The organism is Candidatus Kinetoplastibacterium galatii TCC219, assembly GCF_000340905.1.
Classification (GTDB): domain Bacteria; phylum Pseudomonadota; class Gammaproteobacteria; order Burkholderiales; family Burkholderiaceae_B; genus Kinetoplastidibacterium; species Kinetoplastidibacterium galati.
In genome coordinates this window covers 136783-149281 of sequence record NC_020284.1, presented here as the reverse complement: position 1 = coordinate 149281, position 12499 = coordinate 136783, and the positions used below count along the sequence as shown (strand labels likewise).

Annotated in this window: 10 protein-coding genes and 1 tRNA gene; 2 read left to right on the top strand and 9 right to left on the bottom strand. The window is 33.7% G+C overall.

Going from position 1 to position 12499, the window contains the following annotated elements; translation table 11 throughout:
* Nucleotides 1–7: 7 nt before the first annotated feature.
* On the bottom strand, nucleotides 8–2641 hold the full coding sequence (locus tag ST1E_RS00715; protein ID WP_015389341.1) for a PD-(D/E)XK nuclease family protein: 2634 nt from the start codon (nucleotides 2639–2641) through the stop codon (nucleotides 8–10).
* A gap of 39 nt (nucleotides 2642–2680) precedes the next feature.
* Between ST1E_RS00715 and ST1E_RS00710 the strand changes: the two genes are divergently transcribed.
* Nucleotides 2681–2755: transfer RNA gene (locus tag ST1E_RS00710), tRNA-Arg, on the top strand.
* 24 nt (nucleotides 2756–2779) lie between these two features.
* Here ST1E_RS00710 and xerD read toward each other — a convergent pair.
* Genes xerD through fba form a run of 6 tightly spaced genes read right to left on the bottom strand, consistent with a single transcriptional unit; the run spans nucleotide 2780 to nucleotide 8399 of the window.
* Nucleotides 2780–3679: a site-specific tyrosine recombinase XerD gene (gene xerD, locus ST1E_RS00705; RefSeq protein ID WP_015389340.1), complete on the bottom strand. Its 900-nt coding sequence runs from the start codon at nucleotides 3677–3679 to the stop codon at nucleotides 2780–2782.
* Nucleotides 3680–3691: 12 nt separating this feature from the next.
* Entirely contained in the window at nucleotides 3692–4690 is a 999-nt protein-coding gene (locus ST1E_RS00700; RefSeq protein WP_015389339.1) for an L-threonylcarbamoyladenylate synthase, read from the bottom strand.
* A gap of 24 nt (nucleotides 4691–4714) precedes the next feature.
* Entirely contained in the window at nucleotides 4715–5902 is a 1188-nt protein-coding gene (locus ST1E_RS00695) for a 5-(carboxyamino)imidazole ribonucleotide synthase (RefSeq protein ID WP_015389338.1), read from the bottom strand.
* Between the two features lie 17 nt (nucleotides 5903–5919).
* Nucleotides 5920–6411 carry a 5-(carboxyamino)imidazole ribonucleotide mutase gene (gene purE / locus ST1E_RS00690; protein WP_015389337.1) on the bottom strand — a complete coding sequence of 164 codons (492 nt, stop codon included), beginning with the start codon at nucleotides 6409–6411 and terminating at the stop codon, nucleotides 5920–5922.
* A gap of 23 nt (nucleotides 6412–6434) precedes the next feature.
* On the bottom strand, nucleotides 6435–7310 hold the full coding sequence (locus ST1E_RS00685) for a phosphoribosylaminoimidazolesuccinocarboxamide synthase (RefSeq protein ID WP_015389336.1): 876 nt from the start codon (nucleotides 7308–7310) through the stop codon (nucleotides 6435–6437).
* Between the two features lie 24 nt (nucleotides 7311–7334).
* Nucleotides 7335–8399, bottom strand: a complete 1065-nt coding sequence (gene fba, locus ST1E_RS00680; RefSeq protein ID WP_015389335.1) for a class II fructose-bisphosphate aldolase — start codon at nucleotides 8397–8399, stop codon at nucleotides 7335–7337.
* Between the two features lie 338 nt (nucleotides 8400–8737).
* On the opposite strand from fba, the gene ST1E_RS00675 reads away from it, so the two are divergent.
* Nucleotides 8738–10213 (top strand): inorganic phosphate transporter, encoded by a 1476-nt coding sequence (locus ST1E_RS00675; RefSeq protein WP_015389334.1) that lies wholly within the window; start codon nucleotides 8738–8740, stop codon nucleotides 10211–10213.
* A 1-nt stretch (nucleotide 10214) separates the two neighbouring features.
* On the opposite strand, the gene ST1E_RS00670 is transcribed toward ST1E_RS00675, so the two are convergent.
* Nucleotides 10215–11408 carry a phosphoglycerate kinase gene (locus ST1E_RS00670; RefSeq protein WP_015389333.1) on the bottom strand — a complete coding sequence of 398 codons (1194 nt, stop codon included), beginning with the start codon at nucleotides 11406–11408 and terminating at the stop codon, nucleotides 10215–10217.
* Nucleotides 11409–11488: 80 nt separating this feature from the next.
* Nucleotides 11489–12499, bottom strand: a complete 1011-nt coding sequence (gap, locus tag ST1E_RS00665; protein WP_015389332.1) for a type I glyceraldehyde-3-phosphate dehydrogenase — start codon at nucleotides 12497–12499, stop codon at nucleotides 11489–11491.

Genomic DNA, 12499 nt, shown 5'->3' with positions numbered 1-12499 from the left:
ACACTTTTTATTCGTTAAAATTTATTCTTAAAAATGGCATGATGTCACAAAATCTTAAATCATCTTTTTTTACTATAGAATTATCAGATACTCCTTCAATATACTCATCCGCCAGCATTGATACCTTTTTAGAAAGCTCATTAATTCTTTTACTAAAGTCACTATAAATTTTAATTCCAGTTAAACCAATATCATCACTAGAAACACCACTTGTTATTACACCTTTAGGATTTAATAGAACTATTATTAATGACATAATATTTAAATTACTTGTTTGTGAAAATGCCATATTGTAAACCAACATCTGTAAATTTATAGGTCTTTGCCTAGACCAATCTAGGTCTATATTAAATATTCGATTTCCAGTTTTGTAATCTATTATCACTGCTTTATTTTCTAAAAAATCTATTCTATCTGAGCGCATATTAAATACTAAGGATTTATACTCCCATGAAAACTTATACTCTAGACTACTAGCTAAAAATGGTAATCTATTTTTCTCTGTATTAATCCAGTTCTTCAATATTTTTAAAGCTCTTTCTGATTCTAGTTGTTTTATAAAACCCAGATCTAAATAAAAATCAACAGATAAGGCATTTTTGATATGTTTCAGTAATAACGAATCTATCTCCATATCAGACAAACTCATCAATTTGCTGTGGTAACGCACATCAAGCCAGAATAATTCTAGTATCCTATGTAAAAATCTACCTCTTCTATATGAAATTCTTTTGTCTTTATAATATGGATCTAGACCAACTATTCCTAGTCTGTATTTAGCAAAAGCCCATAATGGATTACGAGATTGTAGTTCTAATACACCAGTTCCATTGATGACAGATTCAGATGTAAGCAATCTAGGTCCTTTCGAATCATTAATACACTCCATATTAACTTTTCTTTTCAATGAGCAATAATTATTAACATAATTAAGAATTTGGTAACTATCATCAATGAATTTGGATGGCTGTACAGAATCATAATCCTCCTGGCTAGAATAACTAACAACCAGTTGCCTAGTACATTGATTTAAAGATTTATATGCATAACAAGACAAATTTAATTCATTTCTAAATATAGGCTTTGCGATAGAAAACTCATGTAAAATATTTTTTGGCAGAAATGGATTTGAGTGTATAGGATACTGGAAAATCTCATCATTAAAATCTATTACCCAAACAGCATCCCAGTTTCTTGAAATTACATCCTTCAAATCTAGTACTTCTATGTTTTTATGCCTATTATCATTTTTATAAAACTTATTAGATTCCACAAAGTGCTCAAACAAACTTATAACTCTAGCGGCTGAAATATCACCAAAAAATGGAGAAAGAACATTAAATTCGTTTAGTAATTTATCAAATAATTTTACTGCCTCATGTACAATAATATCTGAAGATGCATATCTGGAAAAACATATAAAAAAAAGCGATTTCCTTATGATCAGAATCCATTTGCTAATCTGGAGCAGATTATCTCTTTCTGGCCAAAAAGATAAAGCATCTATAAGATCTGCCCCTAAATCATAATCAGCTAATAATTCTGATATCTCTATTATATCGATGTATATTCCAATTTTATCTCTTAGTTTTAGCTCTAAAACAGAATAAGGTTCGAACAATTTGTTACCCATAAAAGAGCAACTAGACAAAAGAGCTTTACCGAAGTTTTTAGTATCACATTTTCTACTTACCGATAAATTAAATAAAATATTTAACCAAGAAAATGCAGAATGAATTATAGGACTATGTGCTATTGATTTTTCACATGAAATACTAAATGTTATAGAAATTTCTTCTTTATAACAGCGCAATTTGTGATCTAACATGCGATAAGCTACCTCTGCTTGCTTATCTAGATGAGCTGATGCTATGGCATACTTTCCTGAAGGGTTTCTTATGAAAGAATCAGTAATCCAATTTACTGCTGACCTCCACTCTTCTGTTATATTATCGCATTTTAAATATTTATTAGATGTTAACTTGTCAATCTTATTAGATAATAAATAAATTTTTACTTTTTTCGATATAAGCTTTCTTAACAAATCATCTAGTCTAGGATAATTTTCTAAAAAACCAGACAATATTATATTTTCCGGCAGAGAAATTTTATTCCTATTTATATTTTTTATGACTAGGGAATAAACACCATTAATATCTATAGCATTTATTCTTTTAGTTTCTTTCTCGTAATATTTTTTCCAATAGACAAAACTACTATTCTCATAATCAGCCAAGTTTTTAGGCAATTTAATTTTCCAATTTTTTATTAAATTATAAGCATCTAAAGCCAGGGCAGATGATTTCTTATTGCCTATAGAATAACTATCTTTGTTAATATTTCTTGTCAAAATACTATGCCATAAAACTTGCAAGCATGGTTTATTTAGAAAAAAAGTAGGGATATTTATATTAGGTAAAAATGACAAATTCTCAAAAAGATTAATAATCCATTCATCTATAGAAATAATTTGCAATAACTCTTTTGTTTCTTTAGAGGAACATAAATACTCAGATAAATGCTTCATTGCCTGATTTGCTTGACGTTTATTTGCTGTTAATAATAAACTCTTTCTAGGCGCCATAGAACAAACTGACTCCAAGTTTATTTCACAAAGATCTAGCTCTTTTTCTATGTGCATGTTTAATTAGAATTATTAAATTAATTTAAAACGATTAATCTCGCTGTAGTTAAATGGATATAATAGACCCCTCCTAAGGGTCAGTTGGTGGTTCAATTCCACCCAGCGAGGCCAAAAAAACTGATGATCCTACGCCATTTAATGGCGAGGATGATGTTTTTGATGCAATTGCTTTAGTCTTTCATTTGCTATATGAGTATAAATCTGAGTAGTAGATATATTGGAATGGCCTAATAACATCTGTACAACTCTTAAGTCGGCACCATGATTTAAGAGATGAGTAGCAAATGCATGCCTTAAAACATGTGGCGATAAGTAAGCATCTATATTTGCTAGAATTGCGTATTTTTTTACCATATGCCAAAAAGCTTGTCTCGACATAGCTCCTAGTCTGTTTGTAACAAACAAGATATTTTTGTTAAAAGGAAGTAAGGAACATCTAATATTGGATATATAATTCTCTATCCAGTAAACAGATTCTTCTCCCAATGGAACTAGTCTGTCTTTTCCTCCTTTTCCCATTATAATATGAACAACCCCATCAGATAAATTAACATCATTTATTTTTAAATTAACCAACTCCGATACTCGCAGACCAGTAGAATACATTGTTTCTAACATAGCGCGGTCACGCAATCCAATGTCGGTGTCAACATTCGGAGCTTTTAATAGTTCTTCAACTTGACTCTCAGATAGAGTTTTTGGCACATTTTTATCTTGTTTAGAGGTTTTTATTAATAAGCATGGATTGTTTTTTGTTAATTTTTCACGTAGAGACCATGTGTAGAATTTTTTTAATGATGCCAGACGCCTGTTAGATGTTGTTGACTTTATAACAAAAAAATTCTCCGAGAGCCATTTATAAATATCTTCACTGACAATATCGTCCAAAATACTTTTTTTGTATAAATTCTCCATCCATAAAGCGAAGCACTCTATATCTCCTCTATACGAAGATAGTGTGTTTTTAGAAAGTCCTTCTTCTAACCAGATACTATCTATAAAAGAATCTATAACTACCTTAGAAATCAAAGACATAAAAAACCATTATTAAATAAAAGCTGCTGCTGCCCTATAGATCCTATCTCTTATTGCATTCCATGCTGAACCATTTGGCAAATCATATACGAAAATTTTATCAAAATTAGATAAGTCTATCTCTCTCAATGTTGAATAAAGTTTACTAGCATATAAATCATTATCGTGTGACATTTCATACCAAATAAAACAACTAGGCAAAGCAATAGGGGAAGGATCACAAGATAGCAATGCAATTTTTTTATTCGAATAGAATAAATCATCAAAATCTATATCTTCTTTAATTATCTCTAAAGGAGTATTAGTGGAATAGTGCGCCCTCAATGAACCAGAAACAACTGGCGAATACTCTGTAGGAGAAAACACTTTTCGCCCTAATGCCTCCTCTATTTGCGATGCTTTAATGAAACCTGGTCTTAACAAAGTTGGGTGAGAACCTTTAACTACATTCGACAAATCTACAATGGTTGATTCAATACCTATCATTGATTTACCTCCATCTACGATCATTAAGTTAGAAGAAATTTCATTTGAAAATTCATCAAAAACATGTTTCGAACTTGTAGGTGACACCTTGCCAAATTTATTTGCAGAAGGAGCTATCAATCCACCACGCTGAGCAGGCTTCAAGCGCACAAACTCTTTCAAAAGATTCTGAGCAATAATATGTGATGGACACCTCAATCCAATAGTATCTTGACCACCACTAACCAAACTTATAACATTTTTAGATTTCTTCAGCAGAATTGTCAAAGGACCAGGCCAGAAATTTTCAATTAATAAGTAAGCCTCCCTAGGAACATTTTCAGCCCAATATAAAAGATCATCACCATCTAGCAAATGAACAATGACCGGATGATTTAATGGACGATTCTTAATGGAATATACCTTACTTATAGCCTGATCATTATCAGCATCAGCTCCAAGTCCATAGACTGTTTCAGTAGGGAAAGCAACTACATTGCCTTTAACTAAACTATCAGCGGCCTCTCCAATATTACAATATCTCAATTAATATCTCTCTAACTTCAACAATTACCAAAAAGACAAGTCCAGTTTTGTGGCAACAATTCTTGCCTTATCTTCTAACAAATTAATATTATCACCTAATACTGTTAAATGACCCATCTTACGTAATGGACGTGCTTCTTTTTTTCCATAAAGATGTAATTTTACACCTGATAAAGATAAAATATCATGCCAATTTGGCTCTCTAAGAACCCCCGAGTCTGTATCAAACCAACTATCTCCTAATATGTTCAACATAAGAGCAGATGTTAGTAATTCTGTGCTACCTAGTGGAAGTCCCGTCATTACCCTAACCTGTTGATCAAACTGACTTTCAAAGCAAGCATCTATGGTATAGTGACCACTATTATGAGGTCTTGGGGCAATTTCATTAACAATGATAGTATTATTATTCAATACAAAAAACTCAACACACAATACACCATGGTAATTTAAAGAATCAGCAATTTTCTTTGCTTTACGTATCATGCGTTCTTTTTCATGACTATAGATTGAAGAATCAATATCTTTTCTAACAAACGAGCTTGATAATATGCCTTTATTATGAATATTAATACTTATAGGGAAAAAAACCGAGTTGCCGCTAAAATCACGAGCTAATACTACTGAAGCCTCATAATTGATAGAAAGATTCTTCTCTAAAATGCATGGCACTTCACCAAATTTATAATAAATTTCTCTTGCCTCATCCAAAGAAGAAACAATTGCCTGCCCTTTACCATCATATCCCATTTTCGATACTTTAATTATACCTGGAAGCAGGTATTCCATATTTTCTGTTATATCTTTTTCATTATATATGGATTTATAGGGGGCTACTTCGACACCTTGAGATTGTATGAACTCTTTTTCCTTAATTCTATTTTGCGCCACAGAAACAGCATGGGCAGATGGAGTGACAATACAATCTTTTGATAATATTTCTAAACTATTGCATGGTATATTCTCAAACTCTATAGTAACTGATCTACATAATTTAGATAATTTCTCTAAAGCATTAACATCGTTATAAGATGCTGCTATATGATAATCTGCAACCATACCAGAAGGACAATCAGGATCTGGATCAAGCACCACAACTTTATAGCCTAAACTCTGCGCCGAGTGGCAAAACATTCTTCCTAATTGCCCACCTCCTAATAACCCAAGGTAATTACCAGGAGAAACATAAAAATTAGATCTGGATGAATTCATTATGGCTTCCTAAAAACTTATAATTTCATATTACGTGCTTTATCTGTTTGAGATTTTCTAAAAGATAATAACTTATGTCGTAATGTGTTATCAAATAACGCCATGTTTGCCAATACATGCAATGCTGCGTTTGTTGCTCCAGCCTCCCCTATTGCAAATGTAGCCACAGGTATACCCTTAGGCATCTGCACTATGGATAACAAAGAATCCTCTCCAGATAAATATTTTGAAGGCACTGGTACTCCAAAAACTGGCACCTCTGTTAATGACGCAATCATCCCTGGCAAATGAGCAGCACCACCCGCCCCAGCAATTATAGCCTTAAGACCCCTATCATGTGCCTCACTAGCGTAATCAAACATTTCTTTTGGCATTCTATGGGCTGAAATAACCTTAGATTCAAAAGGAACATCAAAACTCTCTAGAATCGAAGCAGCATGACTCATTACATCCCAATCACTTGATGATCCCATGACAACTCCAACTACGGGAGATGAAATATAGTCCATAATTAAACCCCAATAAAAAATATCTATAATAAACGTTTTAAAACTTCATTATATTTGTCGGAAGTCTTTTTTATTACATCCATCGGCAAATTAGGAGCAGGAGCTTTTTTGTTCCAGTTTTGAGATTCTAGCCAGTCTCTTATGAATTGCTTGTCAAAAGAAGGAGGGCTTATACCAACCTTATAATCACTAACCGGCCAAAAACGGGAAGAATCTGGAGTTAATACCTCATCCATCAGATTAAGCTCGCCATTACTATCAATGCCAAACTCAAATTTAGTATCTGCTATTATTATTCCTTTATCTAATGCAAATTGTGAAGCTCTGCTATATAGCTCAACTGTAATATCTCTGATGCGTCTAGCTAACTCGGAACCAACCAGTTGTATTACATAATCAAACTCAACATTTTCGTCATGCATACCAACTTCTGCTTTAGCAGCAGGTGTAAATATTGCAGAATTCAATTTACTTGCTTTTAATAAATCTTTGGGGAGCTTAACTCCGCATATGGAACCACTTTTTTGATACTCAAGCCAACCTGATCCAATCAAATAACCCCTTGCAACTGCCTCCACCATAATTGGACGAAGCCTTTTTACTACAACTGCTCTATCTTTTACTTGGTCTATCTCATTTTTCAAAACTACATCTTCTGGCATTACAGCAGTTGAATGATTTGGTAAAATATCAGAAAATTTATTTAACCAAAATTCTGTCATCTTATTTAGCACCACACCTTTTCCAGGAATAGGATCATTAAGAATTACATCAAATGCCGATACTCTGTCAGTTGTGACTATCAATAATTTGCTTTCATCTACAGAATATATATCTCTAACTTTACCCCTAGATATTAATGGGAGTGACTTTATATTTGACTCATATAAAACATTCATTACTATGACCCCTATAAAAAAATATTACTTAATTTGTTGAGTAAGTTTTCCTGAAATATACAATTCAGACATATTGTCTAGGCTGATCGGCTTAATTTTACTAGCATTGCCAGATGAACCAAACTCTATGTAGCGAGAAACACAAATTCTTTTTGCTGCTGCTCTTGCCTTTGTTAAATAGTCTCTAGGATCAAACTTATCTGGACTTTCATAGAAAAACCTACGTATAGCAGATGTCATTGCTAAACGAATATCAGTATCTATATTTATTTTTCTAACCCCATGTTTTATAGCTTCCTTAATCTCCTCTACAGGAACTCCATATGTTTCCTTTATGCTACCACCAAATTCACGAATTTCTGATAACAGTTCTTGAGGCACACTTGAACTGCCATGCATAACTAAATGTGTGTTAGGTAATCTAGAGTGAATTTCCTTAATACGATCGATAGATAAGATATCACCAGTAGGTCTACGTGTAAATTTATAGGCTCCGTGACTCGTTCCTATGGCAATAGCAAGAGCATCAATTTGAGTGTATTTAACAAAATCAGCAGCTTGTTCTGGATTTGTTAATAACTGCTCCAAGGTTAATTTACCATCAGCACCGTGACCATCTTCTTTATCTCCTTCAAGGGTTTCTAATGATCCTAAACAACCAAGCTCTCCTTCAACTGTAACTCCAAGCCGATGAGCAATATCAACTACTTCTTTAGTTACACATCTATTATATTCATAGTCAGATACTGTCTTCCCATCTTCCTTGAGTGATCCATCCATCATTACGCTTGAAAAGCCTAAGTCTATAGCGCTTTTACAAACTGACGGGGACTGTCCATGATCTTGATGCATAACTACTGGTATATGAGGATAGGAATCAACTGATGCTTGTATAAGCTGTTTTAAAAAAATTCCTCCTGCGTACTTACGAGCACCTGCTGAGGCTTGCATAATAACTGGACTATTCGTTTCGTCAGCAGCTTCCATTATAGCCTGAACTTGTTCAAGATTATTAACGTTAAAAGCTGGAATTCCATAATCATTTTCAGCTGCATGATCAAGCAATTGTCGCATAGATACTAAAGACATGAAATAATTCTCCCGAAACTAAGTGAATATCAAAACTGGAAATGAATTTGCAACATAATCATAAGAATATATAGGTTATTATATATAAATTATACTTGCTAAATCATTTGCAAGTATAAATATCGGATTAGGCATGATTTTTTCCATTATTTGATAATTTTATTCTAAATTGATTATTTATTACTTTAAAAAATAAATATTTTGATCCATACTTACACCCATGTTGATCCAATAACTTTTAGTTAAGCATTTTTAAATTCTTTTAAAATCTGATCTATAGCATTTTGCCTTATTTGTATAAATAACAAAATTACTATTTTGATTAAGAATTGACTTTTATGATAAGTATATTTTCTGGTTTAAGCGTGTGGGTTTGTTTTGGCCTAATTATGGCGTTGGCTTTTGTCCTCGTGTATGAATTTATAAATGGATTTCATGACACAGCTAATGCAGTTGCTACGGTAATATATACTAAAGCTATGCCTCCACATATAGCAGTTATTTTTTCAGGCATATTTAATTTTCTAGGTGTGCTAATGGGTGGAGTTGGTATAGCATATGCTATAGTACACCTTTTGCCAATAGAGTTAATTATAAACGTCAACAGTTCTCGCGGACTGATTATGATATTTTCTATGATATCAGCCGCAATAATATGGAATCTAGGGACTTGGTTCTTTGGTATACCTGCATCTAGTTCACATACCTTAATTGGGTCAATTTTAGGAGTAGGATTAACTAATTCATGGTTAACAAGTACACCTATGACAGAAAGCATAAACTGGAGTAAAGCCATAGACATTGGACTATCAATGATAATTTCTCCAATACTAGGATTTATTTTGGCTGGATGGTTATTCCTAATATTAAAAAATCTATGGCCAAAATCAAACATGCACTACACTCCAAAACAACGTAGATTATTAGAAGCAAAAAAACACCCACCTTTCTGGAATAGACTTGTACTTGTAATTTCAGCGATGGGAGTTAGTTTTGTTCATGGATCAAATGATGGTCAAAAAGGTATTGGATTAGTAATGCTTATTTTGATAGGAATATCCCCATCTCAATACGTATTAAATCTACATAGTACATCATATCAAATAGATTGCACGAGAAATGCTGTTGTTCATTTGCGAGAGTTTTATAACAGAAATCAAGAATATATAATCGAATACCTAAACATGAGTGATCAGATTATATCTAATGACCTTTCAAAAGATCTAAGCTGTAGCCCAAAAATGACACTATCAACTATCAATACAATAGAATTCACATTAAAAAATGTATCGAATTATGAAGACTTATCTATAAAACAAAGAATAAACACTCGAAAAAATTTACTTTGTCTGGATGACATAGCAAAAAATGTTGTAAAAACACAAAACCTAACTACTCCAAATATATATGATCTAGATAGACTTAGAACGGATATTACCTCTACTGTAGAATATGCTCCGATATGGGTAATTATAGCAGTAGCTACAGCTCTAGGGTTTGGAACCATGATAGGATGGAAACGAGTTGTTACAACTGTAGGAGAAAAAATAGGCACACAGGGGATGACATATGCTCAAGGAACTGCAGCCCAGGTAACAGCTGTGTTCTCTATAGGAATTGCAAATCTATTCAATCTTCCAGTATCCACGACACACGTACTATCTTCTGGAGTTGCCGGAACAGTAGTTGCTAATAAAGTAAGCCTGCAGCGAAACACTATCCGCCATATATTATTAGCATGGATACTAACCCTTCCGGCAGCAATATCACTGTCCGCATCCCTATTTGCTATAGGAATATTTATTTTAGAATAATCTAATTATCAGCTCTTAATTCCAGAGCTAGCACAGCAGGTAAAGTCTTACCTTCTAAAAACTCTAGGAAGGCTCCGCCACCAGTAGATATATAGTCTATTTTATCTTCTATTCCATATTTATAAATAGCAGCGATAGTATCTCCACCACCAGCTACAGAAAAACCTTTGGATTTAGCTATAGTATCTGCAACAAATGATGTTCCATGAGAAAATTGATCAAATTCAAAAACACCGACCGGACCATTCCAAACTATCGTTCCAGCTAAATCGAGGATTTTACCAAAAATTTTTGACGTTTCAGGTCCAACATCCATTATCATATCATCATCTAATATTTCTGTGGATTGCTTTAAAATAGCTTCAGCATCAGCGTTAAAAGACTTGGAACACAATACATCTAATGGAATAGGCACAGCCGCACCACGATTCTTCATATTGTTAATAATGAAAAGCGCATTTTCTATTTGATCAAGCTCTACTAAAGATTTACCAATCGGTAATCCTGATGCAAGCATGAAAGTATTAGCAATACCACCACCAACTATCAGATAATCTACCTTGTCAGATAAAAATTTTAATACCGATAATTTTGAAGAAACTTTGGATCCGCCGACAATAGCAACTAAGGGTCTCTTAGGGGAAGAGAAAACACGATGCAATGCTGTTAACTCTGCTTCTAACAAAGGTCCAGCGCATGCAACAGCAACATATTTGGTTATACCAGAAGTAGTAGCCTCTGCACGATGTGCCGTGCCGAATGCATCATTAACATATACATCGCATAAAGAAGCCATTTTACGAGATAAAGAATCATCATTATCCTTTTCTCCAACATTTACTCTGCAATTCTCCAACAATACGACCTGACCTGGATCAACACTAACGCCATTCACCCAATCCTTAATAAGCTCAACTTGCATACCCAAGATTTCTGATAATCTCTGGGCTACTTTCGCTAATGAATCTGATTCACTCAATACACCTTCTTTGGGGCGTCCCAGATGAGAAGTTACCATTACGGCTGCCCCACCATCCAAGGCAAGTCTAATTCCAGGAACAGAGGCTCTAATACGAGTATCTTCTGCAATATTACCAACATTATCAAATGGAACATTCAAATCTGATCTTATAAAAACTCTCTTACCCAACAATTTACCGGACATGGATAAGTCGCTTAAGGTCTTAACACTCATTGAAACCTCTATAAATACCAATATCAACAATACAATAAACAAATTGTCAAACAAAATGTTTATTGTACATAAAGCATTAACTATTTAGCCGACATAAGAGCAACAGTAGTATCTAACATGCGATTAGAAAACCCCCACTCATTGTCATACCAAGAGAATACTTTAACAAGTCTTCCAGATACCTTGGTTAGAGTGGAATCAAATGTGCTAGATGCTGGACTATGATTATAATCGACAGAAACAAGATAATCTGAGCTAAAATCCAAAACTCCTTTTAGAATACCATCAGATGCTCTTTTTAATATTTCATTTATTTCTTTAACTGAGGTTTCTCTTGTAGCGATAAAGGACAAATCTACTAATGAGACATTGATAGTAGGAACTCTTATGGAATAACCATCCAACTTGCCTTTTAGCTCCGGTAAAACTAAACCAACTGCAGCAGCAGCTCCAGTTTTGGTTGGAATCATGCTCATTGTGGCAGACCTAGCTCTTCTTAAATCCTTGTGAGACACATCTGTAAGAACCTGATCATTTGTATAGGAATGAATAGTGGTCATAAGACCGCTTTCTATACCAACAATATCGTTTAAAGGCTTAACAATTGGAACTAAACAATTAGTTGTACAAGAAGCATTAGAAATGACAGTATGAGATGATTTAAGTATACTGTCATTGACTCCGAAAACTACTGTAGCATCAACATCATCTCCACCAGGAGCTGATATAATGACTTTCTTGGCCCCGCTCTTGATATGAGCAATGGACTTTTCTTTAGATGTAAATACACCAGTGCATTCTAAAACAACATCAATATTAAGTGATTTCCAAGGTAACTCTTCTGGATTGCGATTGGCAAGCATTTTTATTTTGTCGCCATTAACAACCATAAAATCTTCTTCTACCTTCACTGAGCCGTTGAATTTACCATGAACGGTATCGAAACGAGTTAAGTGAGCATTTGTTTCTGGACCACCCATATCATTTATAGCAACTATCTCTATATTATTTTTTTTGCCATATTCATAATGAGCCCTTAAAATATTACGCCCTATACGACCATATCCATTAATTGCAACTCTTATTGCCAT

Bases quoted from the DNA above. Each gene is read 5' to 3' on its own strand.
- ST1E_RS00675 (WP_015389334.1), top strand. From the start codon at position 8,738: ATGATAAGTATATTTTCTGGTTTAAGCGTGTGGGTTTGTTTTGGCCTA.
- gap (WP_015389332.1), bottom strand. From the start codon at position 12,499: ATGGCAATAAGAGTTGCAATTAATGGATATGGTCGTATAGGGCGTAAT.
- xerD (WP_015389340.1), bottom strand. From the start codon at position 3,679: ATGTCTTTGATTTCTAAGGTAGTTATAGATTCTTTTATAGATAGTATC.
- ST1E_RS00695 (WP_015389338.1), bottom strand. From the start codon at position 5,902: ATGAATTCATCCAGATCTAATTTTTATGTTTCTCCTGGTAATTACCTT.
- ST1E_RS00685 (WP_015389336.1), bottom strand. From the start codon at position 7,310: ATGAATGTTTTATATGAGTCAAATATAAAGTCACTCCCATTAATATCT.
- ST1E_RS00715 (WP_015389341.1), bottom strand. From the start codon at position 2,641: ATGCACATAGAAAAAGAGCTAGATCTTTGTGAAATAAACTTGGAGTCA.
- fba (WP_015389335.1), bottom strand. From the start codon at position 8,399: ATGTCTTTAGTATCTATGCGACAATTGCTTGATCATGCAGCTGAAAAT.
- ST1E_RS00670 (WP_015389333.1), bottom strand. From the start codon at position 11,408: ATGAGTGTTAAGACCTTAAGCGACTTATCCATGTCCGGTAAATTGTTG.
- purE (WP_015389337.1), bottom strand. From the start codon at position 6,411: ATGGACTATATTTCATCTCCCGTAGTTGGAGTTGTCATGGGATCATCA.